At 73.9% G+C, this 26,729-nt stretch carries 23 protein-coding genes, 7 tRNA genes and 2 pseudogenes; 12 read left to right on the top strand and 20 right to left on the bottom strand.

The features are described 5' to 3' along the window. Positions 1–36: 36 nt before the first annotated feature. Positions 37–597 (bottom strand): HIT family protein, encoded by a 561-nt coding sequence (locus tag NEH16_RS26505; protein WP_073967810.1) that lies wholly within the window; start codon positions 595–597, stop codon positions 37–39. Between the two features lie 66 nt (positions 598–663). Between NEH16_RS26505 and NEH16_RS26500 the strand changes: the two genes are divergently transcribed. Next, entirely contained in the window at positions 664–1,341 is a 678-nt protein-coding gene (locus NEH16_RS26500) for a potassium channel family protein (RefSeq protein WP_073967811.1), read from the top strand. Between the two features lie 31 nt (positions 1,342–1,372). Here the strand turns inward: NEH16_RS26500 and thrS are convergent, their stop codons facing one another. The 3 genes from thrS to NEH16_RS26485 form a co-directional block, all read right to left on the bottom strand. Then, positions 1,373–3,349 carry a threonine--tRNA ligase gene (gene thrS / locus NEH16_RS26495; RefSeq protein ID WP_265545346.1) on the bottom strand — a complete coding sequence of 659 codons (1,977 nt, stop codon included), beginning with the start codon at positions 3,347–3,349 and terminating at the stop codon, positions 1,373–1,375. Between the two features lie 91 nt (positions 3,350–3,440). Further along, positions 3,441–4,628, bottom strand: a complete 1,188-nt coding sequence (locus NEH16_RS26490) for a hypothetical protein (protein ID WP_265545345.1) — start codon at positions 4,626–4,628, stop codon at positions 3,441–3,443. Beyond that, positions 4,628–5,194, bottom strand: a complete 567-nt coding sequence (locus NEH16_RS26485; RefSeq protein WP_265545343.1) for a DUF4365 domain-containing protein — start codon at positions 5,192–5,194, stop codon at positions 4,628–4,630. The genes NEH16_RS26490 and NEH16_RS26485 overlap by 1 nt, the downstream gene beginning before the upstream one ends. 200 nt (positions 5,195–5,394) lie before the next feature. Here NEH16_RS26485 and NEH16_RS26480 point away from each other — a divergent pair, with 200 nt between their 5' ends. Beyond that, complete coding sequence (locus NEH16_RS26480) at positions 5,395–6,120, top strand: 3'-5' exonuclease (RefSeq protein ID WP_073967815.1); 726 nt, start codon at positions 5,395–5,397, stop codon at positions 6,118–6,120. Between the two features lie 68 nt (positions 6,121–6,188). Here NEH16_RS26480 and NEH16_RS26475 read toward each other — a convergent pair. Together NEH16_RS26475 and NEH16_RS26470 are read right to left on the bottom strand one after the other, a co-directional pair. Then, positions 6,189–6,260, bottom strand: a tRNA-Val gene (locus NEH16_RS26475). A gap of 39 nt (positions 6,261–6,299) precedes the next feature. Then, positions 6,300–6,746, bottom strand: a complete 447-nt coding sequence (locus tag NEH16_RS26470) for an SRPBCC family protein (protein ID WP_265545341.1) — start codon at positions 6,744–6,746, stop codon at positions 6,300–6,302. A 58-nt stretch (positions 6,747–6,804) separates the two neighbouring features. Between NEH16_RS26470 and NEH16_RS26465 the strand changes: the two are divergent. Then, positions 6,805–9,289, top strand: a pseudogene (locus NEH16_RS26465) (SCO7613 C-terminal domain-containing membrane protein). A gap of 61 nt (positions 9,290–9,350) precedes the next feature. On the opposite strand, the gene NEH16_RS26460 reads toward NEH16_RS26465, so the two are convergent. After that, positions 9,351–9,422: transfer RNA gene (locus tag NEH16_RS26460), tRNA-Val, on the bottom strand. A gap of 55 nt (positions 9,423–9,477) precedes the next feature. Next, positions 9,478–9,969, bottom strand: a complete 492-nt coding sequence (locus NEH16_RS26455; RefSeq protein WP_265545340.1) for a TIGR02611 family protein — start codon at positions 9,967–9,969, stop codon at positions 9,478–9,480. Between the two features lie 190 nt (positions 9,970–10,159). Between NEH16_RS26455 and NEH16_RS26450 the strand changes: the two genes are divergently transcribed. Beyond that, on the top strand, positions 10,160–10,573 hold the full coding sequence (locus NEH16_RS26450) for an SsgA family sporulation/cell division regulator (protein ID WP_003987206.1): 414 nt from the start codon (positions 10,160–10,162) through the stop codon (positions 10,571–10,573). A 192-nt stretch (positions 10,574–10,765) separates the two neighbouring features. Then, positions 10,766–11,341, top strand: coding sequence for a CGNR zinc finger domain-containing protein (locus NEH16_RS26445; protein ID WP_073967819.1), 576 nt, complete (start codon positions 10,766–10,768; stop codon positions 11,339–11,341). Between the two features lie 311 nt (positions 11,342–11,652). Here NEH16_RS26445 and NEH16_RS26440 read toward each other — a convergent pair whose 3' ends face one another. Together NEH16_RS26440 and NEH16_RS26435 are read right to left on the bottom strand one after the other, a co-directional pair. Beyond that, positions 11,653–12,624: an acetylxylan esterase gene (locus NEH16_RS26440; RefSeq protein ID WP_265545328.1), complete on the bottom strand. Its 972-nt coding sequence runs from the start codon at positions 12,622–12,624 to the stop codon at positions 11,653–11,655. Between the two features lie 238 nt (positions 12,625–12,862). Then, entirely contained in the window at positions 12,863–13,324 is a 462-nt protein-coding gene (locus NEH16_RS26435) for a hypothetical protein (protein ID WP_265545327.1), read from the bottom strand. Between the two features lie 157 nt (positions 13,325–13,481). Here NEH16_RS26435 and NEH16_RS26430 point away from each other — a divergent pair, with 157 nt between their 5' ends. After that, complete coding sequence (locus NEH16_RS26430) at positions 13,482–13,997, top strand: DsbA family protein (RefSeq protein ID WP_265545326.1); 516 nt, start codon at positions 13,482–13,484, stop codon at positions 13,995–13,997. An 11-nt stretch (positions 13,998–14,008) separates the two neighbouring features. Here the strand turns inward: NEH16_RS26430 and NEH16_RS26425 are convergent, their stop codons facing one another. From NEH16_RS26425 to NEH16_RS26415, 3 genes are all read right to left on the bottom strand, one after another. Then, positions 14,009–14,845, bottom strand: coding sequence for a GNAT family N-acetyltransferase (locus NEH16_RS26425; RefSeq protein ID WP_265545324.1), 837 nt, complete (start codon positions 14,843–14,845; stop codon positions 14,009–14,011). A 66-nt stretch (positions 14,846–14,911) separates the two neighbouring features. Then, positions 14,912–15,733 (bottom strand): aminotransferase class IV, encoded by an 822-nt coding sequence (locus NEH16_RS26420; protein ID WP_265545323.1) that lies wholly within the window; start codon positions 15,731–15,733, stop codon positions 14,912–14,914. Next, positions 15,730–16,767: a chorismate-binding protein gene (locus NEH16_RS26415; RefSeq protein WP_073967825.1), complete on the bottom strand. Its 1,038-nt coding sequence runs from the start codon at positions 16,765–16,767 to the stop codon at positions 15,730–15,732. Before NEH16_RS26415 ends, NEH16_RS26420 begins: the two co-directional genes overlap by 4 nt. 163 nt (positions 16,768–16,930) lie before the next feature. Here NEH16_RS26415 and NEH16_RS26410 point away from each other — a divergent pair. From NEH16_RS26410 to NEH16_RS26390, 5 genes are all read left to right on the top strand, one after another. Further along, positions 16,931–17,003, top strand: a tRNA-Gly gene (locus NEH16_RS26410). Between the two features lie 38 nt (positions 17,004–17,041). After that, a tRNA-Cys gene (locus NEH16_RS26405) sits at positions 17,042–17,115 on the top strand. Position 17,116: 1 nt separating this feature from the next. Beyond that, a tRNA-Val gene (locus tag NEH16_RS26400) sits at positions 17,117–17,188 on the top strand. A gap of 37 nt (positions 17,189–17,225) precedes the next feature. Further along, positions 17,226–17,297: transfer RNA gene (locus NEH16_RS26395), tRNA-Val, on the top strand. A gap of 22 nt (positions 17,298–17,319) precedes the next feature. Further along, positions 17,320–17,391, top strand: a tRNA-Val gene (locus NEH16_RS26390). A 50-nt stretch (positions 17,392–17,441) separates the two neighbouring features. Here NEH16_RS26390 and NEH16_RS26385 read toward each other — a convergent pair. From NEH16_RS26385 to NEH16_RS26370, 4 genes are all read right to left on the bottom strand, one after another. Next, positions 17,442–17,720, bottom strand: a complete 279-nt coding sequence (locus NEH16_RS26385; protein WP_073967826.1) for a zf-TFIIB domain-containing protein — start codon at positions 17,718–17,720, stop codon at positions 17,442–17,444. Positions 17,721–17,788: 68 nt separating this feature from the next. Beyond that, on the bottom strand, positions 17,789–18,745 hold the full coding sequence (locus NEH16_RS26380) for a phosphotransferase enzyme family protein (protein ID WP_265545321.1): 957 nt from the start codon (positions 18,743–18,745) through the stop codon (positions 17,789–17,791). Between the two features lie 207 nt (positions 18,746–18,952). Further along, positions 18,953–19,144: a hypothetical protein gene (locus NEH16_RS26375; protein ID WP_073967828.1), complete on the bottom strand. Its 192-nt coding sequence runs from the start codon at positions 19,142–19,144 to the stop codon at positions 18,953–18,955. 187 nt (positions 19,145–19,331) lie between these two features. Further along, a complete protein-coding gene (locus tag NEH16_RS26370; RefSeq protein WP_073967829.1) occupies positions 19,332–19,592 on the bottom strand; it encodes a hypothetical protein in 261 nt (86 codons plus the stop codon). A 205-nt stretch (positions 19,593–19,797) separates the two neighbouring features. Between NEH16_RS26370 and NEH16_RS26365 the strand changes: the two genes are divergently transcribed. Beyond that, the gene (locus NEH16_RS26365) at positions 19,798–21,081 is read left to right on the top strand and encodes a serine/threonine-protein kinase (protein ID WP_265545316.1); all 1,284 of its coding nucleotides are present in this window, start codon (positions 19,798–19,800) and stop codon (positions 21,079–21,081) included. On the opposite strand, the gene NEH16_RS26360 is transcribed toward NEH16_RS26365, so the two are convergent. The 3 genes and pseudogenes from NEH16_RS26360 to cobT form a co-directional block, all read right to left on the bottom strand. Further along, positions 21,082–21,900, bottom strand: a complete 819-nt coding sequence (locus NEH16_RS26360; RefSeq protein ID WP_265545314.1) for a TrmH family RNA methyltransferase — start codon at positions 21,898–21,900, stop codon at positions 21,082–21,084. It abuts the gene before it with no gap. Next, positions 21,893–23,131, bottom strand: a complete 1,239-nt coding sequence (gene cobA, locus NEH16_RS26355) for a uroporphyrinogen-III C-methyltransferase (protein ID WP_265545311.1) — start codon at positions 23,129–23,131, stop codon at positions 21,893–21,895. The genes NEH16_RS26360 and cobA overlap by 8 nt, the downstream gene beginning before the upstream one ends. A gap of 264 nt (positions 23,132–23,395) precedes the next feature. Next, positions 23,396–26,628, bottom strand: a pseudogene (gene cobT / locus NEH16_RS26350) (nicotinate-nucleotide--dimethylbenzimidazole phosphoribosyltransferase). Between the last annotated feature and the right edge of the window lie 101 nt (positions 26,629–26,729).

The following is a 26,729-nucleotide window of genomic DNA, read 5'->3' as shown; positions in this document are numbered from 1 at the left end:
GAGCGCCCCGCACGGCGAGCAGGAAGCAAGGAAAGATCAAGCGGCCGGCCAGGCGTCCGCCAGCATCTTCCGGGTGTCCGCCAGCAGCTGCGGCAGCACCCGGGTGTGCCCCACCACCGGCATGAAGTTGGCGTCCCCACCCCACCGGGGCACCAGATGCTGGTGCAGATGCGCGGCGATGCCCGCCCCCGCCACCGCACCCTGGTTCATCCCGATGTTGAAACCGTGCGCACCCGAGGCCGCCCGCAGCGCGCGCATCGCCCGCTTCGTGAAATCGGCCAGCTCCGCCGTCTCCGGACCGTCCAGCTCCGTGTAGTCCGCGACATGCCGGTACGGCACCACCATCAGGTGCCCCCCGTTGTACGGGTACAGATTCAGCACGGCGTACACCTGCGCACCGCGCGCGACGACGAGCCCGTCCTCGTCCGACTTCTCCGGAATCCCGCAGAACGGACAGCCGTCCCCCGCCTCCGGGCCGGTCGGCTTGTTCTCGCCCTGGATGTACGCCATCCGGTGGGGCGTCCACAGGCGCTGGAACGCGTCGGGCGTCCCCACTCCGATCTGCTGCTCCGGCTCACTCGTCATGCCGGCCAGCATATTGCTTCACCTGTGCGGAGCGTGTCGCCGGGGCTGATCCCGTACACGCACCGCGATGCTGGGCCGATGAGCGCGCGCACCCCGGCCCCGCCCCCTCCCGCCCTCACCCGCTGGGAGCGGCGCACGGAGGTCCCGCTCCTCGCCGCCTCCCTGGTCTTCCTCGCCGGCTACGCGTTCCGCGTCCTCGCCCCGTACGACGCGCAGCCCTGGCACGACATCTCCCTCGCCCTCGTCGGCGCGACCTGGCTGCTCTTCGTCCTGGACTACGCGGTACGCCTCCGGCTCAGCGGCCTCGGCCCCCGCTTCGTCCGGGTGCACTGGCTCGACACCCTCGTCCTGGTGCTGCCGCTGCTGCGCCCGCTGCGCATGGTGCAGGTCTACACGGCGGTCCAGGAGAAGCGGGACCGCCCGCGCCTCGGCCTGTACGCGCGGGTGATCTCGTACGCCGGCCTGACCGCCGTGCTCCTCGGCGTCTCGGCGGCCCTCAGCGTGTACCACTGGGAGCACGACGCCCCGGGCGCCTCGATCCGCACGTTCGGGGACGCGGTCTGGTGGGCGTGCGAGACGCTGACGACGGTGGGTTACGGGGACGCCGTGCCGGTGACGGCGGGCGGCCGGATCATCGCGGCGGGCCTGATGGCGTGCGGCCTGGCGCTGCTGGGGGCGGTGACGGGCGCGTTCTCGTCGTGGCTGATCCAGGTGTTCCGGAGGCAGGACGAGCAGGAGCCCCCGGCGAGCGGGTAGCTCGGGCCGGGGGCTCCTGGAAAGGCTCGGGTCAGACCTGGACGCGGTCCTCGACGGCCTTGGCGATCTTGGCGATGGCCTCGTCGACCGGGATGCCGTTCTCCTGCGAACCGTCGCGGTAACGGAAGGAGACGGCACCGTTGGCCATGTCCTCATCACCCGCGATGATCATGAACGGGACCTTGTTCCGCTGCTGGTTCCTGATCTTCTTCTGCATGCGGTCCGAGGAGGCGTCCACGTCCACCCGCAGCCCCTGCTTGCGGGCCTTGGCCGCGAACTCCTGGAGGTACGGGATGTGGGTGTCGCCGATCGGGATGCCGACCGCCTGGACCGGGGCCAGCCAGACCGGGAACGCGCCCGCGTAGTGCTCCAGGAGCACCGCGAAGAAGCGCTCGATGGAGCCGAACAGGGCACGGTGGATCATGACCGGGCGCTGCTTGGAGCCGTCCGGACCCGTGTACTCCAGGTCGAACCGCTCCGGCAGGTTGAAGTCGAGCTGAATGGTCGACATCTGCCAGGTCCGGCCGATGGCGTCCTTGCACTGCACCGAGATCTTCGGGCCGTAGAACGCGGCCCCGCCCGGGTCCGGGACCAGGGGCAGGCCCTGCTTCTCGGCGACCTGGCGCAGGGTCTCGGTGGCCTCTTCCCAGGTCTCGTCGGAGCCGACGTACTTCTCCGGGTCCTTGGTGGACAGCTCCAGGTAGAAGTCGGTGAGCCCGTAGTCGCGGAGCAGGTTCAGGACGAAGGTGAGGGTCCGGTCCAGCTCCTCCGCCATCTGCTCACGGGTGCAGTAGATGTGCGCGTCGTCCTGCGTGAAGCCGCGCGAGCGGGTCAGGCCGTGCACGACGCCCGACTTCTCGTACCGGTACACCGTGCCGAACTCGAAGAGGCGCAGGGGCAGTTCACGGTACGAACGGCCGCGCGCGTCGAAGATCAGGTTGTGCATCGGGCAGTTCATCGGCTTGAGGTAGTAGTCCACCCCGTCGTCGAGCTGCATGGGCGGGTACATGCCGTCGGCGTACCAGTCCAGGTGGCCGGACTTCTCGAAGAGCTTGCCCTTGGTGGCGTGCGGCGAGTAGACGAACTCGTAGCCCTCCTCCTCGTGCCGGCGGCGCGAGTAGTCCTCCATGGCCCGGCGGATGACGCCGCCCTTGGGGTGGAAGACGGCGAGGCCGGGGCCGATCTCGTCCGGGAAGGAGAAGAGGTCCAGCTCGTTGCCGAGCTTGCGGTGGTCGCGCTTGGCGGCCTCCTCCAGGAACTCCAGGTGCGCCTTCAGCTCGTCCTTGGTCGGCCAGGCGGTGCCGTAGATGCGCTGGAGCATCGGGTTCTTCTCGCTGCCCCGCCAGTACGCGGCGGCGTTCCGCATCAGCTTGAAGGCCGGGATGAACCGGGTGGTCGGCAGGTGCGGGCCCCGGCAGAGGTCCTTCCAGCACAGCTCGCCGGTCTTCGGGTCGAGGTTGTCGTAGATGGTCAGCTCGCCGCCGCCCACCTCGACGTCCGCGCCGTCGTCCGAGGAGGCGGAGCCCTTGATGCCGATGAGCTCCAGCTTGTACGGCTCGTCGGCCAGCTCCTCGCGGGCGGCCTCGTCCGTCACGACCCGGCGGGAGAACCGCTGGCCCCGCTTCTGGATCTCCTGCATCTTCTTCTCGATGGCCTTGAGGTCCTCGGGCGTGAACGGCTTCTCGACGTCGAAGTCGTAGTAGAAGCCGTCCTTGACCGGCGGGCCGATGCCGAGCTTGGCCTCGGGGTGCAGCTCCTGCACGGCCTGGGCCATGACGTGCGCGGTGGAGTGGCGCAGGATGTTGAGGCCGTCCTCGGAGGAGATCTCCACGGGCTCGACGGTCTCGCCGTCCTGGAGCTCGTACGCGAGGTCCTTCAGCTCGCCGCCGACGCGGGCCGCGACGATGGTGCGCTCACCGGGGAAGAGCTCGGCAGCCGTAGTGCCCGTCGTCACCACGCGCTCTTCCCGCTCGGAATCGCGTTGGATGGTCACACGGACATCTGACACCGGTCTCTCCTGACTCAGGGGATGCACCCGCGTTTCTATTGCAAGTGCACTAGGAATCGTACCGAGCCCGGGGCCCCCATTGCGAAAGGCCCTACTCCCCCGTGCACGCCTCCTCGAAGAAGTCCACGTTCTCCTGGAGCGACTTCATCAGCCGGTCCCGCTCCTCGTCGTCCACCTGTACGGGGACGACCTGCGAGGCCCCGGTCAGCCGCCGGAAGCCGCCCCGGCTCTCCAGCCGTCCCTCCACCCGGACCGGCAGCCCGACCAGGTGGGCCTGGCCCGCGATCCGGTACGCCTCCTCGTCCAGCTCGATCCGGACGTGCGGCACCTCGGCCCCGGCCAGCACCCGCAGCCGTACGATCCCGGCTCCGCGCGGCCCGGACCGCCGCAGCCGGACGACGGCCCCGGTGATCCGTACCGTGACGGCGGGCTCGTCGCGCAGGTAGCGCGCCCCGGCCCGGCGCAGCGCGGGCAGGTCGCCCGGGGAGAACTCGACGGGCTCGGGGCGTGCTGGGCAGCCGGCGGGCGTTCCGGCGGCGGGCGCCCAGTCCAGCGCGATCGCGGCGCCCTCGGAGCCCCGGACGAGGGCGACGACGGCCTCCGTCAGCTCGCGGCTGACGCCCGCAGCGACGGCGTTGTCGAAGGCTTCCATGCCGCCGGTGGCCCGCTGGTAGTCCACCGCCTCGCGGGTGGCGTGCAGGGCGTGGTGGAGCCGGACGGCGACGGGGCGGCCCGGGTCGACGGGAACGAAGGCGGTGAGTGACCGGCCGCCGGGTCCTGGGCCGGTCAGGACGGGGCCGAGGGCGGCGAGGGCGCGGCTGCGGCGGCGGGCGCCGTGGTAGCCGGCCGGGCCCCGGACGGCGAGCGCACCGGCCAGCAGGATCTGGCGGGCGGCGCCGTGCAGCTGCTCCGCGCCGAGCCAGTCGGCGGCCCCGGCGGCGGGTTCGGGGACCCCTCGGTGCCAGCGGATCTCGTCGCTGGGGACGGTGAGGGCGACCAGGATCTCCCGGGCGGAGGGCTCGGCGCTGCGGGCGAGCGCGGTCAGGGCCTCGGTCAGCAGGTCCTCGCTGTCGGGGAAGGTCCTGGTGCGGGGTACGAGGAGGCTGGCGGTGGAGCCGGGCGGGGTCCAGCGGCTGTAGGGGCCGGTGCCCGGGCCGCGCCGCCGCCAGCCGTGCCGGGTGAGCAGGGCGCCGAGGACGGCGGGGTCGACGCGGGCGGGGTCGGGCAGGCCCCAGGAGGGCGGGGCGGCCTCGCCGCGGGTGCGTACGGACTCGTGCATCAGGGTCTCCCTCCCGCCCCGACGCGGGTCATGATCTCGCAGAGCGCACGGTCGTCGAAGACGCGCGAGGTCAGGAGCCGCACGGTGGTCCGGTGGCGGCCGGTCACGGGGTGGCCGGCCAGGTTGGTCCAGTAACAGCAGTGCCGCAGGTCGAGGCTGTCCGGGCCGGCCCGCAGCCAGTCGTCCTGGCTGCGCGGCACGAGCATCACGACCAGGATCTTGTGCACCGAGACGGGCGTCCGGGCGAGCTTCACCAGGTGGGCGTTGTCCAGCGTGAAGGCGAAGGTCGGGCCGGGCGGCCGGGCCGGTATCTGGTAGGTGCACTTCAGCTGGACCTTGATGGTCACCTCGTCGTCCACGAGATGGCCGGGGGAACCGTGGCTGACGTGCCAGTCGATGCCGTTGTCGGGGAAGGGCTGCGACAGCGAGCAGCCCGCCGCCGCGGCGACGGCGTGGAGGTAGCCCACCTGGAGGGTCTCCATGCAGGCGGTGGTGGCGAGTCCGCCGCGCAGCGGTGCGGTCCGCTGGGGCAGCAGCCCGCTCGGTTCGGGCTGCGCGAGCGCCATGGCTCCGTAAGCCTTCCGGGCCGTACCGATGGGGATGAGAGGGGGATGCGAAGTGCCGGGCGGTCAACTTCCGCTGCCGGTACTTGTGTTGTCACCGCACGGGACCGTGCGCAAACGGCGTATCAGGCAAAGGGTGCGGGTATCACCGAACCGGGCGGAGCAATCCCGCCATCTGCCGTGCGTGCGCGAGGAGTTCGGGGATGACTCATTGGTACGAAGGGCCGCTGGCCGCTTTCGACACGGAGACGACGGGTGTGGACGTCGAGGAGGACCGGATCGTCTCGGCCGCCCTGGTGATCCAGGACCGGGCGGACGGCCCGGTGCGCGTCACCCGCTGGCTGGTGAATCCGGGGGTGCCGGTCCCCCCGGGGGCGACGGAGATCCATGGGCTGACCGACGACCACCTCCAGCGCAACGGCCGCTGGCCGGCGCCGGCGGTGGAGGAGATGGCGCGGGCGCTGGCCGAGCAGTGCGCGGCGGGGCGGCCGCTCGTCGTGATGAACGCGCCGTTCGATCTGACGCTGCTGGACCGGGAGTTGAAGCGGCACCGGGCGTCGTCGCTGGGGGCGTACCTGGAGCGCTCGGCGCTGTGCGTGCTGGACCCCCGGGTGCTGGACAAGCACCTGGACCGCTACCGCAAGGGCCGGCGCACGCTCACGGACCTGTGCGAGCTGTACGGCGTGCTGCTGGACGGGGCGCACGACGCGGCGGCGGACGCGGCGGCCTCGCTGGAGCTGGTCCGGGCGGTGGGGCGGCGCTTCTCGGCGCGGCTCGAACGGCTGACCCCGGCGGAGCTGCACACGCTCCAGGCGGTGTGGCACGCCGCCCAGGCGCGGGGGCTCCAGGCGTGGTTCGCGCGGAGCGGGACGCCGGAGACGGTGGACCCGGCCTGGCCGCTGCGCCCGGAGCTGCGCACCGCCGCGTGAGGGGCGGAAGCGGTCGGACATGCAGAGGCCGGTCCGTCGGTGGTGCTGACGGACCGGCCTCTCCGGGGTGGGCGATACTGGGTTCGAACCAGTGACCTCTTCGGTGTGAACGAAGCGCTCTCCCACTGAGCTAATCGCCCGGGAACGGGTTGAACCATACAGGGCCGGGCGGCCCTGGTTCAAACCGCTTCCAGCCGGGCCGCGAGCCCGCGTCGCCCGGCTCGCATCATCAGGGCGTGGTTGGCGCGGAACACCGGCCGGCAGGGCAGCGCGAGGACCCGCATCAGCGTCCGGCGCACCTCGACCTCCTGCTCGTAGACGACGCGGGTGCCGGAGCCGCGGGGCGCGACCGTCCAGCGGACCCAGCCTTCGAGATCGCCGCCGAGCGCGGCTTCGAGGACGCCGTGCGCCGGGTCACGGCGCTGTTCGCGCACGGTCGTGACGAGGTCGTACGGCAGGACGGAGCGGATGCGGGTGGTGCCGGAGCCGCTGCCGGACCGGGTGGCCTCGCGGACCTGCGGCCACCACCGCGGGTAGTGCTCGACGCGTTCGAGTTCGGCGTACACGGCCTCGGGCGGCGCCCGGAACTCCCATACGCTGACGAATCGGTAGTGGTTCCAGTTCATCTCCCCAGGATGCGCCCCGGACGCGCGTACTCAGGCGGGTATCTGAGTACGCGGACGCATGTTCGGCCGCGTGGCGCGCAGCACACTCGCGTCCATGGAACATGTGCCGCCGCCCGCCGAGGAATTGGCGCTCCTCGATAGTGAACTGGCCCGGCTGGACGCCCGCCGGGCGCAGCTGCTGACCCGACGCGCCTGGCTGCTGCGGGCGCTGGAAGCCACCGGGCCCGCTCCCTGGGGCCCGGGCCCCGGCGGGTTCGCCCCGGCGCGTCCGGCGTCGAAGCGCAGTGCGCAGAACGTACTGCTGGTCCTCGGCGGGCTGCTCCTCGCGGTCGCCGCCCTGGCGTTCACCCTGGTCAGCTGGGGCGACCTGGGCATCGGCGGGCGCAGCGCGGCGCTGACCGCGGTGACGGCCGGGGCGCTGGCCGCTCCGGTGGCGCTGCTGCGCCGGGGCCTGGCCGCGACCGCGGAGGCGCTGGTGGCGGTGGCGTCGTTGCTGATGGTGCTCGACGCGTACGCGGTGTACGTGGCGGCACTGCTGGGCACGGACGGTGCCGCGTACGCGGGGACGGCGGCGGCGGTGCTCGCGCTGCTGTGGACGGCCTACGGGCTGCTCCTGGGCAAGCTGCGGCTGCCGCTGCCGCTGGCGGTCGTCGCGGCGCAGCTGCCGCTGGTGCTGTGGGTGTGGGCGGCGGACGGCGGGCCGCTGTGGTTCTCGGGGGCGCTGCTGGTGACGGCCGCGCTGGACGGCGCGGTGGCGCTGACCGTCGGACGGACGTCGGTACGGGTCATGGCGTGCGTCGCCCTGTGCGCGACGGGCGGGACGGGGCTGCTGCTGGCGCTGGCGGAGTCGCTGACGGCGGCCGGGCCCGCCGGTGCGGTGGTGCCGGGGCGCTGCTGCTGGCCGGTGCGGTGCTCGCCCTGGCGGGGGCGCGCCGGGCTCCGGTGGCGTTCGCGGCGGCGGGCGGTGTGGTGGCCGGTCTCGCGGCCGTGGCGGCGGTGGGCGGGGTGTTCGCGGCCGGGGTGCCGGACGGCTGGCGGGTCCTGGCGTACGTGCTGTGCGCCGGGGCGCTGCTGTTCTCCGTACGGGCTCCGCTGGGCGTCGCCGCGGCGCGGGGCCTCGGGTGGGCGTCGGCGGTCGTGGCAGCCGGCGCGGTGCTGGTGTCGCTGGCGCCGGTGGCGGTGGTCGCGGCGGGACCGGTGACGCGGCTGGGCGCGGTGTGGTCCGGTGCGCCGCGCGGCGGGGCCCGGGGCGCGGTGGGTGCGACGGATCTGCCGTGGGACGCGATGGCGTCCGCCCCGGCGGTGCTGCTGCTGGTGGCCGTGGCGCTCGGTGCCGCGTACCGCTGGTGGGAGGGGCTGCACCGGTGGGCGGCCGGGTCGGTTCCGGCGCCCGGGCCCGCCTGGCGGGGTGCGGTGGGGTCGGCCGCGGTGGTGCTGGGCTGGGCGGGGCTGATGGTGCTGCCGGCCGCGCTGGGCCTGTCCTTCGCGGCGGCCCAGGCGGGGCAGCTGGTCCTGGCCGTGGCGGCGTTCGGCCTGGTGGTGGCCGGGCTGCGGGCCGGCGCCCGGGGTGTGGCGGTGACGGCCGGTGCGGTCGGGGCGGCCGGTGCGGTGGGCGCGGCGCTGCTGTCGCTGGCGACGGAGGCGGCCACGTACACGGCTTTCGGTCTGCTGGTGGTGGTGTTCGTGGCGCTGGCGGTGGCCCTGGACCGGCAGGAGGGCGCCGCGCCCGTGGTGGTGTCGGCGGCGGCCTGTGCGGCGGTGGTGTGCGCGGTGGTGCCGATGGCCGCGCTGGGGCCTCGCTGGGCTTCGCGGCGCACGAGGCGGCTCTGCCGGTGCTCGTGGTCCCGGCGGCGACGGCGCTGGCGGGGGCGCGGCTGAAGGGCCACCCGGCGGCGGTGCCGGTCGAGGTGACCGGGGCGGCGGCGGGCGGGGTGGCGGTCGCCATGGCGGCGGGCGACGCGCGGTTCCTGGCGCTGGTGCTGGCGCTGTGCGGGGTGCTCGCGGCGGGGACGGCGCTGCGCCCCGAGCGGCGGGTGTGCGCGGGGTACCTCGCGACGGCGCTGTTCGTCTCGGCGGCGTGGGTGCGGCTCGCGGTGTCGGGGGTGTCGGCCCCGGAGGCGTACACCCTGCCGGTGACGGTGCCGGCGCTGGTGGTAGGGGTGCTGCGCCGGCGCCGCGATCCGTCGGCCTCCTCGTGGACGGCGTACGGGGCGGGGCTCGCGGTGACGCTGGTGCCGTCGCTGGGCGCGGCCTGGACGGACCCGCACTGGGCGCGCCCGCTGCTGCTGGGGCTGGCGGCCCTGGCGATCACGCTGGCGGGTGCGCGGCTGCGGCTCCAGGCGCTGCTGGTGCTGGGCGGTGCGGTGCTGGCGCTGGACGCGCTGCACGAGCTGGCGCCGTATGTGGTGCAGGTGGCGGGGGCGCTGCCGCGGTGGGTGGTGCCGGCGCTGGCCGGGTTGCTGCTGCTGGCGGTGGGGGCGACGTACGAGAAGCGGCTGCGGGACGCCCGGCGGCTGAAGGAGGCGCTGGGGCGGATGCGGTGAGGTGAGCGCGGGAACGCCGAAGGCCCGGAAGCTCTTGGAGCTTCCGGGCCTTCGGTCCGGGTGGGCGATACTGGGTTCGAACCAGTGACCTCTTCGGTGTGAACGAAGCGCTCTCCCACTGAGCTAATCGCCCGGGCGCACGGCCAACATTACCCCATGTCAGCGGCGCCCTCCGACCACCTGCCGGGTCACTCGTGGATCTTCCAGGGCATGACTATCCCGAACTTCCACACGTAGATCCCGACGAGCACCGCGATGATCACGAGTCCGATCACCGTGAGGATGATGTTGCGTCGGCGGACCTTGGGGTCGAGCGCCCGCTGGGCGGCCTCGGTGACCTTGCGCCGGGTCCAGCGCAGCACCAGCTGGGCCCAGACGAACTCGGTCGCCCAGATCGCCATGCCGCCGAAGATCACCAGCCAGCCGGGGCCCGGCAGCGGCAGCATGATGATGCCGGCCACGACGACGGCGAGGCCGACGACGAAGACGCCGACCTGCCAGCTGATGTGCAGTGGCCGGGACGCCTTGATGAAGCCGGGCGCTCTGGAGCCGAGCGCCGGTTCCTCCTTGGTCACTCCCGGTATGACGTCCCCCGTCGCGTCGCGGGGCGCTTCCCCCGCGGCGGGAGCCGGTGTCTTCGCCGCGGCGGCACCGTCCCGCTCGTCACTCTCCGCATTCATGGATCCAACCTACCGGACCGGCTCGCGTTCACTTGAATGGCCGCATGACGCAAAGTTACACACCGCTGTACGAGCTACCCGAAGCATCTCAAAACGGTCAGAGGGGTTTACAACGCCACCGTAGGTGGCATGTCGATTTCGCCGACGTGCGAATCCCCGAGCGCACACTGAGCGAAAGGCCCTGGCGCTTATGAACACCACGGTCAGCTGCGAGCTGCACCTGCGCCTCGTTGTGTCGAGCGAGTCCTCACTGCCTGTACCCGCGGGCCTGCGGTATGACACGGCCGATCCCTATGCCGTGCACGCCACCTTCCACACCGGAGCGGAGGAGACGGTCGAGTGGGTTTTCGCCCGCGACCTCCTTGCCGAGGGGCTGCACCGGCCCACCGGCACCGGAGACGTACGTGTCTGGCCATCCCGGAGTCACGGCCAGGGCGTCGTCTGCATCGCGCTGAGCTCCCCAGAGGGCGAAGCACTGCTCGAGGCCCCGGCACGGGCCCTGGAGTCGTTCCTGAAGCGGACCGACGCCGCGGTTCCACCGGGCACCGAACACCGCCACTTCGACCTCGATACGGAGCTCTCACACATCCTGGCCGAGAACTGAGCCAGGCCGAGAGCTGCGAGACGCCGTCCGACTCGGGGAGACGGCGTCGCGCGGACAACCTCATACGGCTGACACCGGCGCCGGTGCCACGGATCCACCGTGGCGACCGGCGCCGGTCCGCGTCGCGGCCGAGCCAGTAGAGTCGTCCGGCATCGGCGGGCGCCCGCACGCCGGAGGCCAGGGAGCGAAAGCGTGCTGATCCCCCACGACACCCGGATCGCCCTCGACCTAGTGGTCGATCTGGTGAACACCGCGCCGGAGAGCGAGCCGGAAGGGGGCGGGGCGCCGGCCGACGGACTCGCCGACGTCGCGGCGCTCCACGCGTTCGCCGTACGCCACCGCGTGAGCGGGATCGGCGTGCTCGACCAGCGGGACCTGAAGGCCGTGCACGACGTACGCGCCCGGTTCGCCGAGGTCTTCGCCGCCGGGGACGCGCGCACCGCGGCCGGACTGGTGAACGCCCTGGTGGCCGCGGCGGGCACGACGCCGCAGCTCACCGCCCACGACGGCTACGACTGGCATGTGCACTACTTCTCGCCCGACGCCTCGATCGCCGACCACCTGGCGGCCGACTGCGGCATGGCGCTCGCCTTCATCATCGTGGCGGGCGAGACGGAGCGGCTGCGGCGGTGCGAGGCGCCGGACTGCCGGAACGCCTTCGTGGACCTCTCGCGCAACCGCTCCCGCCGCTACTGCTCCAGCCGCACCTGCGGTAACCGCCTGCATGTGGCCGCGTACCGGGCGCGCCGCCGGGAAGCGGCCGGCTGACCGCTCACAGCAGGAAGAGATCGTGCAACGCGGCCATCAGCAGCAGGGTGCCGATGACCGAGAGGAAGATCATCAGAGGGGCTGGGAAAGCGCGAAGAGGCAGCCGCGCGGCTCTTCGGCAGGGGGTGCGGGGGCGTCGCCCCGAGAGGTGTCCACCATTTCGGGACGATCATGACGCAGTCCGGAGGGTGCTCCGTACCAACCTGCCTCTTCACGACGGGAGTTCACCCGTCATGGGGGGTTCGTTAATCGCTCCCGCGTGCGAGCGTCCGGCACATTTCCTAGCCCCCGCACCCTGCGGGCCCGTCGGCTCAGCGCAGCTCGCGCAGCATCCGCAGCTGGACCTGGCGGTGGACCCCGGTGCCGCCCTCGTGGCCGTTCCAGGGGTAGATCTCGATCTCCTTGGGCCCGGCCCAGCGGTTGTAGGCGGCGAAGACCGTGGAGGGCGGGCAGACCGCGTCCATGAGGGCGACCGAGTAGAGCGCGGGCACGGTCGCGCGGGCCGCGAAGCTGACGCCGTCGAAGTACGACAGGGTGCGGAAGACCTGGGTGTCCGCGCGGTGCTGGGTGGCGAGGAAGTGGACGATCTCCTGGTACGGGTCCTTGTCGGTGATCTCGACGGCCCGCCGGAAGTGCGTCAGGAACGGCACGTCCACGAACGCGGCCTTCACCTGCGGGCTGAGGGCCGCCACGGCCTGGGCGATACCGCCGCCCTGGCTGGCGCCGTTCACGACGATGCGGGCGGGGTCGACGGCCGGGTGGCTGCGGGCGACCTCGACGGCGCGCACCGCGTCCGTGAAGACCCGGCGGTAGTAGTACGTCTCCGGGTCGAGGATGCCGTTGGTCATGAAGCCGGGCGCCTGCGAGTTGGCGGCGCCGTACGGGTCCGGGGTGGCGCCCGCCGAGTGGTGGTTGACCGCGCCCTGGCCCCGGGTGTCCACGATCAGCGCGGCCCAGCCGGCCGAGGGCCACACCAGGTGGTCGTGGGGCAGCCCGCGCCCGCCGCCGTAGCCGAGGTAGTGCACCACGGTCGGCAGGGGGCCCTCGGCGCCCGCGGGGACGTTGAGCCAGGCGCGTATCCGGTGCCCGCCCCAGCCGGCGAACGACACGTCGTACGAGTCGACCGCGGCGAGCGCGCCGTCGTAGGGCGCGAACTCGGCGTCCAGCGGGTGGGCGGCGGCCTCGTCCAGGGTGAGCTGCCAGAAGGCGTCGAAGTCCTCCGGCTCGTCGGGGTCGGGCCGGTAGCCGCGCAGCTGGTCCAGGGGCAGGTCGAACAGGGCCATCGGTTCTCCGTTTCGGGCACGCGGAAGGGGGCGGCGTCCGCCGCACAGGTCCACGAGTCCCGCCCCCGGTTTCATGGGCCCGAACGCATACGTTCACGGCCCAGCGGGACGCTATGCGGCGCCGCCGGGCAGGGTCAAGGAATCCCGGGCGACCCGGGCGGAGCGATTCACCTGGTGAGACGGGGCGGGCCCCGCCGCGTGGTGCGGCGGGACCCGGGGGTCCGGACGGCTTCCGGTCTCAGATGCCGTGCTTCTTCAGGATGGCCTCGATGTCGCTGAAGTCCTCGCCGGTCCCCGCCGAGCCGGACTGCTTGCCCTGCTTGCCGCGCGTGCGCGCGGCCTCCGGCGAGGAACCCGCGCCGAGCGAGGGGGCCGACGCGGCCGGCTCCACGGCCTCGCCCCGGGCGGCCCGGGCGGCGGCCCGCCGCTCCTTGCGGCTGCCGCCGCCCCGGCGTTCGACCGCGCGCGTGATCATGAAGAGCAGCCAGGCCACGCCCAGCAGGCCGAAGCCCAGCCAGACGCTCGGCTTGAAGGCGATGTCCGACACCCACTTCACGACGCCCGTCAGCACCAGGCCGACCGGCACCAGCGCGTAGGCGGCGATCCTCGTCGCGGTGAGGAACCGCTTGCGGTACGCGGTGACGGCCGCGATGCCCAGGCCCGCCGCGGACACCGCGGAACAAATGGTCTCGGCAAGCATCGGTGCCTCCTGGCGCAGGGGGATACGTCCCTTCCATCCTGCACCGGCCACCGGGCGGGCGGCCATGCCCCGTGCCCGTATCAGGGACATCTCAGGGCCGGGCTCCTCCCCAGGTGCCGGGCGGCCGGCCTGCCGTGCACCCTGCGAGACTGGCCCCATGAGCGATTCCACCCCCGCCGCGCCGGTCGTCCTCGACGTCTGGTGCGAGCTCCAGTGCCCCGACTGCCACCACGCCCTCACCGATGTGCACGCCCTGCGGGCCCGGTACGGGGACCGGCTGGACATCCGGCTGCGGCACTTCCCCCTGGAGAAGCACAAGCACGCCTACGCCGCCGCCCAGGCCGCCGAGGAGGCCGTGTCCCAGGGCAGCGGCTGGCCGTACATCGAGGCGGTGCTCGCGCGCACCGGTGACCTCGGGGACCGGGGCGAGAAGCTGCTGGTCGAGGTGGCCGGGGAGCTGGGTCTTGACGCGGAGGAGTTCGACACCGCGCTCATCGACGGCCGGCACATGCTGATCGTGGACGCGGACCAGGCCGAGGGCAAGGCGATCGGGGTGACCGGCACGCCGACGTACGTGATCGGCGGGGAGCGCCTGGACGGCGGCAAGAGCCAGGACGGGCTGCGCGAGCGCATCGAGGTGATCGCCGACCGGCTCCTGGCCGAACAGGGCTGAGGGGGCCGGGCCTACAGCGGCTTCGCCAGGTTGTGCTGGGTCGGCTCGTAGCCCAGCGATTCGTACAGCCGCAGGGCCGGGGTGTTGGCCGTGACGACGTGCAGGCCGATCCGCGTCTCCCCCGCCGCCAGCGCGATCCGCTCGGCCTGGAGCATCAGGGCACGCCCGTAGCCGCGTCCCCGGTACGGCTCCGCCACCTCCACGTCGAACACGTAACCGACGCGCATGCCGGGGTGCATCTCGAACGGCGCCTCCCAGACATGGCCCACCGTCTCGCCCCCGTGGCGCAGGTGGTCCAGCCGCGCCCCCTCGGTGGCGAGGCCGTCCGGCAGGTGGCGGGCGTGGGAGGCGCGGGCCGCGGCCGGCGCCGCCTCGCGCGGGACGCCCCGGCTCACCAGGTTCTCCGTGTAGGCGGCGATCGCGTCGCGCTCCCAGGCGGCGAACTCCTCGGGTGTCATCGGGTGTGCGGTGAGCCCGTCCGGGAGGGCCGGGGGCTCCTCGGGCAGCGTCTTGACCATGTTGCGGCTGCGCTCGGTGTAGCCGAGCGCGGCGGCGAGCCGCTGCCCCGCGGTGTCCCCGGCGGCCACCTCCGTACAGACCTGGGCGCAGCCCCAGCCGCGCAGGATCTCCTCGGAGGCCAGCGCGGCGATGGTGCCCCGGCCGCGCCGGCGGACGGCCTCGTCGATCCGCAGGGCTCTGATCAGGCCCGTCGCCCCGCCCACGCCCGGCTCCACGGCGAGTGCGACGGAGCCGACGGGGCGTCCGTTGTCGCACACGTCGTACGCGCGCCGCTGTGCGCCGTCGGCGCCTGACTGGATCGGCCCGGCCGGCCGCAGTGTCGTCGTCATCAGGTGGTTTCTATCCCCTGCGCGGGGGCCCGTCACCCGCATTTACGCGGACGGGTCGGTCCCCGGTCACGGGTCCAGGTCGTCGGCCGCGCGCTCCTCGAAGATCCGCATCGCCTTGGCCGTCACCGGTCCCGGTGCGCCCGGCAGCTCCCGGCCGTCGACCCGGTGGACGGCCTGCACGTCACGGAGGGTGGAGGTCAGGAAGACCTCGTCGGCCCGGTCCAGGACGTCGAACGGCAGGTCGGTCTCCTGCGCGCCGGTCCACTCCACGGTGAGCGCCCGGGTGATGCCGGCCAGGCAGCCGGAGGCGACGGGCGGGGTGTGGAGCTGCCCGTCCAGGACGACGAAGACATTGGACCCGGTCCCCTCGCAGAGCCGGTCCGCGGTGTTGGCGAACAGCGCCTCGGACGCGCCCTGCTCGTGGGCGCGGGCGAGGGCGACGACGTTCTCCGCGTACGAGGTGGTCTTGAGGCCGGTGAGCGCGGAGCGTTCGTTGCGGGTCCAGGGCACGGTGACGACGGCCGTGGTGTCGGGGCGTCGGCTCACCTCGCCGAGGGCGACGACGAGGCCGGGTCCCTCGTTGCCGCGGTCGGAGCCGAGGGGCGAGATGCCGCCGGTGTACGTGATCCGCAGCCGGCCGAGCCCGACCGGATTGGCCTCCACGACGGCGGCGCAGGCGCGGCGCACCTCGTCCAGGTCCGGGTCGGGCAGGCCGAGGCCCCGGGCGGAGCGGGTCAGGCGGTCGAGATGGCGGGTGAGGGCGAAGGGGCGGCCCTGGGAGACCCGGAGCGTCTCGAAGACGCCGTCGCCGACGGTGAGCCCGTGGTCGAGCACGGACACCCGGGCGTCGTCGGCGGGGCGCAGCTCGCCGTTGACCCAGATCCTCATGGTGCGGTCCTTCCGGTTGCTTCGTATGCGCCCGACGCTACAGCGAGCAGCCTGGACGCCTTGAGTTCGGTCTCGTCCCATTCGCGTTCCGGATCGGAGCCCCAGGTGATGCCGGCGCCGGTGCCGAAGCGCAGCAGGGGTGCGGGTCCGGTGCGGTCGGCCCAGAAGGTCCTGATGCCGACGGCGAGCGAGGCGGTCCTCCGGTCGGCGTCCACCCAGCCGATGCCGCCGCAGTACGGGCCGCGCGGGGCGGTCTCCAGTTCGCCGATGATCCGCAGCGCGCTGGACTTGGGGGCGCCGGTGACCGAGCCGGGTGGGAAGGCCGCGGCGAGGATCTCCGGCCAGCCGGCGCCCTCGGCGAGGCGGCCGCGCACGGTGGAGACGAGGTGGACGAGGCCGGGGTGCTTCTCGACGGCGCAGAGGTCGGGGACGGTGACCGATCCGGTGGCGCAGACCCGGCCCAGGTCGTTGCGGACCAGGTCCACGATCATCACGTTCTCCGCGTGGTCCTTCTCCAGCAGGTCCGCCTCGGTGCGGCCGGTGCCCTTGATGGGCCCGGACTCGACCGTGCGGCCGTCCCTGCGCAGGAAGAGCTCGGGGGACGCGGTGGCGATCTCGACGCCGTGCGCGGGGAGCCGAATCGTTCCTGCGTACGGGGCCGGGTTGCCGCGCGCCAGCAGCGCGGTGAGGGCGTCCACGTCGGCCGGTCCCGGCCCCGGCAGCGGCGCGGTCAGCACGCGGCAGAGGTTGGCCTGGTAGACCTCGCCGGTCGCGATGTACGCGCGGATGCGGCGTACGCCTTCGGTGTACGCCGCCCGGTCGAGCGAGGAGGTCCAGTCCCCGGCCGCCGGGCCGCGCCAGGCGCCGGGGACCGGGGCGGGCACGGGAGCGGGGCGCACGGTGTCGAAGCGGGCGCAGGTCAGGGAGCCTTCGAAGCCCGCGCAGACGGCCCAGAAGCCGGACGAGTCGAGGGCGGCGGGATCACTGGTCACATCCCGCAGACCGGAGGCGACGAGGCCGCCGAAGCGGGCCATGGGAGCGAGGTCGTGCACGTCCGCGAGTGTAGGACGGCGCGGGGTGACCCGCGCCGGGGCGAGCGCACCTCAGCACGCTGCACAAACGCGTTTTTGTACTGGCCCGGGAATCCGCTAGAGTTCAACACGTCGCCGGGACGCGCAAGCGGACCGGGAAAGACAAGCGGACGTAGCTCAGTTGGTAGAGCGCAACCTTGCCAAGGTTGAGGTCGCCAGTTCGAACCTGGTCGTCCGCTCGCAGAAGGCGGGGGATTCTTCCCGGACTCCCGCCCCTGGTGGAGTGGCCGAGAGGCGAGGCAACGGCCTGCAAAGCCGTCTACACGGGTTCAAATCCCGTCTCCACCTCCAAGGACGATTAGCTCAGCGGGAGAGCGCTTCCCTGACACGGAAGAGGTCACTGGTTCAATCCCAGTATCGTCCACTGATCCGCAAGGATCACCGGTCCGTATGGATCACCCGCGCGATTAGCTCAGCGGGAGAGCGCTTCCCTGACACGGAAGAGGTCACTGGTTCAATCCCAGTATCGCGCACGCAGTACACGCGGGTTCACCTGCGCGATTAGCTCAGCGGGAGAGCGCTTCCCTGACACGGAAGAGGTCACTGGTTCAATCCCAGTATCGCGCACTGTCACGAAGCCCCGGTCGTCTCGGCGACCGGGGCTTCGTCGTGCTCGGTCAGGAGGAGAAGAGCATGCGGCCGAAGCTCTTCTGCCGGTAGTGACCGTGGTGGCCACCGTGGTGCGGGGCGCCCCAGGCGGGCGCGGGGGCGGCGGGGTACGCCTGCGGCGGAGCGGCCGGCGGCGGGGCCTGCTGGGCCCACTGGGACTCGATGCGGGTCAGCGTCTCCAGCTCGCCGTAGTCCAGGAATATCCCCCGGCAGCCGCTGCACTGCTCGATCTGGATGCCGTTGCGGTTGTACGTGTGCATCTGCGCGTGGCACTTGGGACACTGCATGTTCGGGCTCACTCCTCGCCGTTGGTTCGCCGTCGCCGGAATGCATGCCCGCCGACGGTCGGTTCACCCTACGACGTGTGTTCGGCCGCCAACTCGGGCGGGAGCGAGGCGATTCGGGCGCAGGCGTCGATCATCACCTGTTCCACCTCATCCGGAGCCCGGCCCTCCGCCGCCGACTTGGCCCAGGCGAGCGCGGCGGTCTGTACGGTCAGCGCGCGGGCCGCGACGTCGAGGGCGGGCCAGGGGTCGCCGTCGGGAGGTACGGCGGGGCCCCCGCCGGCCCGGTAGGCGTCCAGGAAGCGGAGCCAGACGTCCGGCGGGAGCAGCCCGGCGGCGTACCAGGCGGCGGGGCGGGCGAGGTCCCAGGCGGGGTCGCCGAGGCCGGCGTCGTCCACGTCGATGAGCAGCCAGGGGCCGTGCGGGGCGGGGTGGCGCACGAGCTGGCCCAGGTGGAGGTCGCCGTGGCAGAGGTACGCGCCCCGGCCGGCCGGAGGCGGTGCCTCGCCCCGCGCCCAGCCCGGCAGCCCGCGCCAGGCCGCGAGCACCGGCGCGACGGCCGGGTCGCCGGGGCGGGCGGCGCGCATCCGGTCGACGGCGAGCGCGGCTTTCGCGGGCCCGCGCATGGCGGGGAGCGGCCCCTGGGTCCCGGTCCGGTGCAGCCGGGCCAGGAGCGCCCCGGCCTCCTCCCAGGGCGCCGCGTCCGGGTCGCCGGGGTCGACGGGCTCGCCGTGGGGCCAGAGGGTGACGGGGCGGCCGTGCAGTTCGGTGAGGTGCGCCCCGTGCAGGGGCGCGAGCAGGGTGTCCGCCCGCCCCGGACCGGCGGCCAGGCGCAGCCGGGCGGCGAGGTCGGCGGTGTCCGTACCGGCGGCGTGCGCCTTGGCGACGACGGACCCGCTGCGGACGACGGTCCCGTCGTCGCGCTCGGCGAGCACGACGGCCGGCGGACAGACGCGCGTGCCGCAGCCGGCCGGGTGGACCGCCCGGTGGGCGAGGTCCCCCAGCGCGCGCACGAGTGCGGTGGTCACGGTCTCTCCCGGTGTCGCGGACGGGCTGTGGCGGTCACGCCCCGGCAGAGCGTACGCGGAGGGGAGGCGCCGGGGTCCGGGCAGCGCGATGTCCGGTCAGCTCCCCAGCTGACCGGACAAACGCTGCCGTCCGCCGCACCCCCGTCCCCACGGGGCTGTTGGCCGGATGTCCCGGTCCGGACCGCTCTTCCGGACCCGGGGCGCCGCTCAGCGCCCCAGCATCACGCCCACGGACGACGCCTGTGTGACCACTGCTTCCCAGCCGCCGAAGACGACGACGAGCAGGGCCGCCAGGGGAAGGACCATGACGGTCGCCACCAGCGGGTGGCGGCGGCCGGACGCGGCGTACGAGTCGCGTGTCCGCGTGCGGACCACCGTCCGTGCTGCCGTGTCAGCCATGGTTCCTCTCCTGACCCGATGTGGGGCGACGGGCGTTTGACCTCGGGGGACGAGTGCGACGCCCGCCGCTTGGACTCAACATTAGGGATCCGGGGGGGCGGGCGGCGTCATGCCCGCGTACCGAATCCCGGGCCTCCCGGAGGATGAGCCGTGCTCGGTCGGCGTACTCCCCTGGGTGGAGACCGGACTACGCGGGCTTGGGGTCTTCCCGGAGGGGACGCTCGGAGCTGTCCTCCCTGGGGACCGGCTGTTCGACCAGGGCGAGGACCCTGGTCGCCATGAAGCGGGCCGTGCGCACCACGGACCCGTTCCGGGTGACTTCACTCACTTCGACCACGCCCCGGCGGACCGCGGTCTCCACCCGGCGGCCTGCCCGGGAGGCCACCACCTCGTAGGTCCGGGTGCTGTCCCCGGCGTCCACGACTATCTCGACTCGATCGCCCTTCATTGATCCAATCCCCCTTCTGCGACGGACCTTTGAGATCTCGCACGGGCCGGGGCGCCTGGATCCGCGGCTCCCTGACCACTCCTCAAGTCTCCCACCCGCCACTGACAATCGGATCCCCGTTGAGGGCGCGGCCTCTGAGCGCCCCGGGCGGCGGGTACGTAAGCTGTGCCTCGTCAGGCGTACCAGGCAGCGGGGATGGGCAGACATGGCGATGATGCGGCTCCGGCGCGAGGACCCGCGTGTCGTCGGCTCGTTCAGGCTGCACCGGCGGCTCGGGGCCGGCGGGATGGGTGTCGTCTACCTGGGTTCGGACCGGCGGGGCCAGCGCGTCGCGCTGAAGGTGATCCGCCCGGACCTGGCGGAGGATCAGGAGTTCCGTTCGCGGTTCGCGCGCGAGGTGTCCGCGGCCCGGCGGATCCGCGGCGGGTGTACGGCCCGGCTGGTCGCCGCCGATCTGGAGGCGGACCGCCCCTGGTTCGCCACGCAGTACGTTCCGGGGCCCTCGCTGCACGACAAGGTGGCCGAGGAGGGCCCGCTGTCGGCCGCGGAGGTGGCCTCGATCGGGGCGGCGCTCTCCGAGGGCCTGGTCGCGGTGCACGAGGCCGGGGTGGTCCACCGGGACCTGAAGCCTTCGAACATCCTCCTCTCCCCCAAGGGCCCCCGGATCATCGACTTCGGAATCGCCTGGTCGACGGGCGCGTCCACGCTGACGCACGTCGGTACGGCGGTGGGCTCGCCCGGCTTCCTCGCGCCCGAGCAGGTGCGCGGGGCGGCGGTGACGCCGGCGACGGACGTGTTCTCGCTCGGGGCGACGCTGGCGTATGCGGCGATGGCCGACTCGCCCTTCGGGCACGGCAGTTCCGAGGTGATGCTGTATCGCGTGGTGCACGAGGAGCCCCAGCTCTTCGATGTGCACGACGCGCTGGCGCCGCTGGTGAGCGCCTGCCTGGCGAAGGACCCGGAGGAGCGGCCGAGCACGCTCCAGCTGTCGATGCGGCTGAAGGAGATCGCGGCGCGCGAGGCGCAGGGGCTGCACGAGAGCCGGCCGCCCGTCCAGCGTTCGGCCCAGGAGGCGGACCGCCCGACCGGCCGGCTGGACGGCCCGTACACCGAGCAGCAGACCCGCCGGGCGGCCGGTCCGGCGCCCGGGTCGCGCCCGCAGAACCGGCCGTCGGCGGCGCGTTCCGCCCCCGCCCGCACCGGGGGCGGCCGGCCGGCGCAGCAGCAGCCGCCGCGCGGGACGGCGCGGCCGGCGAGGCGTCCGCAGGGCACCAACGGGACGAACGGCAGGCCGGGCACCCGGCCCGGCACCCGGACCACCTCGACGGGACGGCGCCCGGCCAACCCGAAGCTGCTGCGGCAGCGGCTCGTCGTCTTCGTGGTGGTGACGCTGCTGGTGGCGCTGGGGATCGCGGCGGCGCAGGGCTGCCAGGGCCCGGCCCGGGGGCTGGGCGTGGACCTGGGGCACGGTCCGAGCCAGAGCCAGTAATCAGCTCTCGGGGCGACCCGTGGCCACCGCGTAGAACGCGACCGCGGCCGCCGCGCCGACGTTCAGCGAGTCCACTCCGTGGGCCATCGGGATGCGCACCCACCGGTCGGCGGCGGCGAGGGCCCGGGCGGAGAGGCCGTCGCCCTCGGCGCCGAGCATCAGGGCGACCCGGTCCATCCGGTGCGGCGCCGCCTCCTCGATGCTGACGGCCTTCTCGGCGGGCGTCAGCGCGAGCACCGTGAACCCGGCCTCGCGTACGGCTTCCAGCCCCTGCGGCCAGGCGTCGAGACGGGCGTACGGCACGGAGAACACCGCGCCCATCGAGACCTTGACGGAGCGCCGGTAGAGCGGGTCGGCGCAGTCCGGCGAGAGCAGGACGGCGTCCATCCCGAGGGCGGCGGCGCTGCGGAAGATCGCGCCGATGTTCGTATGGTCGTTGACGGCCTCCATGACGGCCACGCGGCGGGCCGTGCGGAGGACTTCGGCTGCGGTCGGGAGGGGCTTGCGCTGCATGGACGCGAGGGCGCCCCGGTGGACGTGGTAGCCGGTGACGCGTTCTGCGAGGTCCGGGGCGACCGTGTAGACGGGGGCGTCGGTCTCCTCGATGACGTCCCGCATCCGGTCGGCCCACTTCGCCGAGAGCAGCATGGAGCGCATCTCGTACCCGGCCTGGCGGGCGCGGCGGATGACCTTCTCGCCCTCGGCGATGAAGAGGCCCTCGGCGGGCTCCTTCCTGCGCCGGAGTTCCACGTCGGTGAGGCTGACGTAGTCGGCGAGGCGGGGGTCGTCGGGGGTGTCGACGGTGAGGGCTTCAGCCATGGTTGACGCCGACCTCCACGACGGCGCCGATGACGATGACGGCGGGCGGGCGGACGTCCTCGGCGGCCACCCGCTCGGCCACCGTCGCGAGGGTCGCGTCGACGCGGCGCTGGGCGGCCGTGGTGCCCTCCTGGACGAGGGCGACCGGGGTCTCGGGCGCGCGGCCGTGCTCCACGAGCGTACGGGCGATGGCGCCGATCTTGTCGACGGCCATCAGGAGCACCAGGGTGCCGCGCAGCTTGGCGAGGGCGGCCCAGTCGACGAGGGAGCGTGCGTCGTCGGGGGCGACGTGCCCGCTGACCACGGTGAACTCGTGGGCGACGCCCCGGTGGGTGACGGGGATGCCGGCCGCGCCGGGGACCGAGATGGAGCTGGAGATGCCGGGCACGACGGTGCACGGGATGCCCTCGGCGGCGAGCGCCTGGGCCTCCTCCATGCCCCGGCCGAAGACGAACGGGTCGCCGCCCTTGAGCCGGACGACCGCCTTGCCTGCCTTGGCGTGCTCGATCAGCGCGTTGTTGATGGCCTCCTGGGCCATGTAGCGGCCGTACGGGATCTTCGCGGCGTCGATGACCTCGACGTGCGGCGGGAGCTCGTCCAGGAGGTCGCGGGGGCCGAGGCGGTCGGCGATGACGACGTCCGCCTCGGCGAGGAGGCGGCGGCCCCGGACGGTGATGAGGTCCGGGTCGCCGGGGCCGCCGCCGACCAGGGCGACGCCGGCGGTCCGGGTGCGGTGGTGCGGGGCGGCGATGCTGCCGTCGCGCAGGCCCTCCACGATCGCGTCGCGGACGGCGGCGGAGTGGCGCGGGTCGCGGCCGTGGGCGCCGGCGGTGAGCACGGCGACGGTGACGCCCTCGCTGCGGCCGGTGGCGGGCGTCCAGGCGGTGGCCGCCTCGGCGTCGTCGCTGCGGACGCACCAGGTGCGGGTGCGTTCGGCCTCGGCGGACGCGGCCTCGTTGGCGGCGTCGTCGTCGGTCGCGATGAGCGCGTACCAGGTGTCGGTGAGGTCGCCTTCGGCGTACCTGCGGCGCTCCCAGCGGATCTCGCCGGCGTCCGCCATCGCCTCGACGGAGGGGGTGGCGGACGGCGACACGAGGGTGACGTCGGCGCCGGCCGCGATGAGGGCGGGGAGGCGGCGCTGCGCGACTTGGCCGCCGCCGACGACGACTACGCGGCGCCCGTTGAGGCGCAGTCCGACGGGGTAGGCGGGGCGATCGGCGTGCTCGGCCATGGTGGTGCGGGCTCCTCGGGGCGGTGCGGAAGCGCGGGCCGCTGCGGCGATGGAGCGGCGAGGTGGGTGGTGTTCACGATACGGGGTGGGAGGGGTGCGCCTGCGGCGGGCCTTGCCCCCTCCCCGCCCCTTCCCGAAACCGGGGCGCCGCCCCGGACCCCGCGCCTCGAACGCCGGTGGGGCTGAGAGTGGCCGCGCCAAATCAAGCCCCTGCGGCGATTGAGGAGCGGGGGTACGGGGGCAGGGCCCCCGCAACGTGCCGCGCTACTTCTCCGTGACGCCCGCCGAGTCGAACGTCGCCACCTCGTGCATCGCGCGCGCAGCGCTCTGCACGATCGGAAGGGCGAGCAACGCGCCCGTGCCCTCGCCGAGGCGCAGGTCCAGGTCGACCAGCGGGCGCAGGCCCAGCTTGTTGAGCGCGGCCACATGGCCCGGCTCCGCGCTGCGGTGGCCGGCGATGCACGCGGCCAGGGCCTCCGGGGCGATCGCCCGGGCCACCAGGGCTGCCGCGCCCGCGCTCACGCCGTCCAGGATGACCGGCGTACGGAGCGAAGCGCCGCCCAGCAGGAAGCCGGCCATCGCCGCGTGCTCCAGGCCGCCGACGGCCGCCAGGACGCCGATCGGGTCCGCCGGGTCGGGCTGGTGGAGTTCCAGGGCGCGCCGCACCACGTCGATCTTGCGGGCGTGCATCTCGTCGTTGATCCCGGTGCCCCGGCCCGTGATCTCGGCCGGGTCCATCCCCGTGTACACGCAGATCAGGGCGGCCGACGCCGTCGTGTTCGCGATGCCCATCTCGCCGGTCAGCAGGCCCTTGTTGCCCGCCGCCACCAGGTCGCGGGCGGTCTCGATGCCGACCTCGATCGCCGCGTGGACCTCCTCGCGGGTAAGCGCCGGGCCCGTGGTGAAGTCCGCCGTGCCCGCCCGTACCTTGCGGGGCAGCAGGCCCGGCATCGGGGGCAGTTCCGCGACCGCGCCCACGTCGACCACGCACACCTCGGCGCCGACCTGGGACGCGAAGGCGTTGCACACCGCGCCGCCGCCGAGCATGTTGGCGATCATCTGGCCGGTGACCTCCTGGGGCCACGCCGTGACACCCTGCGCGTGCACCCCGTGGTCGCCCGCGAACACCGCGACGGCCGCCGGCTCCGGGATCGGCGGCGGGCACATCCGGGAGAGCCCGGCCAGCTGCGCCGAGATGATCTCCAGCATGCCGAGCGCACCGGCCGGCTTGGTCATCCGCTTCTGGCGCTCCCACGCCTCGCCGAGCGCCTTGGCGTCCAGCGGGCGGATGTTGGAGATCGTCTCCTGGAGCAGGTCGTGCGGCGCCTCGCCGGGCAGGGCGCGGCGGCCGTACGTCTCCTCGTGGACGACCCAGGACAGCGGACGCCGCTTCGACCAGCCCGCCTGCATCAGCTCCGGGTCCTCGGGGAACTCGTCCACGTACCCCACGCAGAGGTACGCCACGATCTCCAGGTGCTCCGGCAGGCCCAGCGCGCGCACCATCTCGCGCTCGTCGAAGAAGCTGACCCAGCCGACGCCCAGGCCCTCGGCGCGCGCCGCCAGCCAGAGATTCTCGACGGCGAGCGCCGACGAGTACGGGGCCATCTGCGGCTGTGTGTGCCGGCCGAGCGTGTGGCGGCCGCCGCGCGTCGGGTCGGCGGTCACGACGATGTTGACCGGGGTGTCGAGGATCGCCTCGATCTTCAGTTCCTTGAACTGCTTCGCCCGTGCCTTCGGCAGGGACTTGGCGTACGCCTCCCGCTGCTGCTGCGCCAGCTCGTGCATCGAGCGGCGCGTCTCGGCGGACCGGATGACCACGAAGTCCCACGGCTGCGAGTGGCCCACGCTGGGCGCCGTGTGCGCGGCCTCCAGGACGCGCAGCAGCACCTCGTGCGGGATGGGGTCGCTGCGGAAGCCGTTGCGGATGTCGCGGCGCTCCCGCATGACCCGCAGGACCGCTTCGCGCTCGGCGTCGTCGTAGCCGGGTGCGGGGGGCGCCGTGGGCGCCAGTTCGGGGGCCTCGGCCGTTGCGGGCTCCGCCTCGTCGCTCAGGTCCGGGGTCTCGATGACCTCGGGGCCGGGCTCGGGCTCGGAGACGGGAGCGAGTGCCTCCGGCTGTATCGGCTGTTCGGCAACGGCCTCCGGCGCGGGGGCGGCTTCCGGCTCGGGGGCCGGTGCGGGCTCGGCCACGGCCTCGGGCTGCGGCTCGGGTGCCGGTGCGGGCTGCGGCTCGGGAGCCGGTGCGGGCTGCGCCTGGGGGCCTGTACGGGCTCCGCCACGGCCACCGGCTCCGGCGCGGCAGCCGGGACCGGCTGCGCCTCGGGGGCCGTTACGGGCTCCGCCACCGCGACGGGCTCCGGCTCGGCAGCCGGGACCAGCTGCGGCTCGGGGGCCGCAACGGGCTCCGCCACGGCCACCGGCTCCGGCTCGGCGGCCGGTGCGGGCTGCGGCTCAGGGGCCTGTACGGGGTCCGCCACGGCCACCGGCTCCGGCTCGGCGGCCGGGACGGGCTCCGCGACCGCGACGAACTGCGGCGCGGCGGCCGGAGCGGGTTCCGGCTGCGGCTCGGCGGCTGACTCGGCCTGCGGCTCGGCGGGCGCCTCGGCTGCCGGTGCGAGCTGTGGCTCGGGGGCCGGTACGGGCTCCGCCACGGCCACCGGCTCCGGCTCGGCGGCCGGCACGGGCTCCGCGACCGGTGCCGGTGCGGCCACCTCGGCGACCGGAGCCGTCTCGGGCTCCGCCACGGCGACGGGATCCGGTGCCGCGACCTCGGCCGGGGCCGCCACGGGCTCCGCGACCGGCTGCTCGGCAACCGGCGCCTCCGGCGTCCACTGGTGGGCGGTCTGCGGCGGGATCTCGCCGAGCTGGGGGCCCGGGAGGGGCTGGTCCGCCGGCTGGGGGTCGAAGTACTCGGGTTCGGCCGTCGCCGGGCCCGCGTGGCGGGCGGGGGGCGCGCCGGCCGGGCCGCGGTCGGCCAGGGAGCGGACGACGCCGGCCCCCGACGTACCGCCGTAGGACGGCTCGGGCGAGGCCGGGCCGCGGTGCAGCGGGCGGCGTACGGGGGTCTGCGCGGCGGCGGGGATGCGGACGGCGCCGAGGTCGACGGAGCCGGAGTCGCGGCCTCCGGACTCGTGCGCGCCGGGGCCGGTCTCGGGCAGCGGCGCGGGGGCGGCCTGGTGCATGGCGTACGCGGGGGCCTGCTCCTGGAGCTGGACGGGGCCCTGGGCGTGGGCCGGGTCGGCGGGCTGGGGCTGGAAGTGCGGCTGGTAGGCGCCCTGCGCGGCGGGGTCGGCGTAGGGGTCCGCAGGCTGAGCCGTCGGCTGGGGTTCGCCCCAGGCGCCCTGGGCGCTCGGCATCAGGAGGAGGTCGTCGTCCTCGGGGGTGTGCGCGGAGGGTTCGAGGTAGGTGTAGGAGTCGGGCGCGGGGACGCCCGGCTGCTCCACCGTGCCCGTGTTCTCCGGCAGTCCCTCGCCCGGGATCCGGCCGGTGTCACTCATGCGTTCCCCTCGCCCATCGTCAGTGCTCCTTCGGCCCTTCGCCCGGGACGCCCGGACACGGCACGCGGTGCTCGTCCGGTGGAACGAGCGGGCGCACCGCG

The sequence above is a fragment of the Streptomyces drozdowiczii genome (assembly GCF_026167665.1).
Classification (GTDB): domain Bacteria; phylum Actinomycetota; class Actinomycetes; order Streptomycetales; family Streptomycetaceae; genus Streptomyces; species Streptomyces drozdowiczii_A.
Note: the sequence above shows the minus strand (reverse complement) of the source record. Positions and strands in the feature narration are given on the sequence as shown.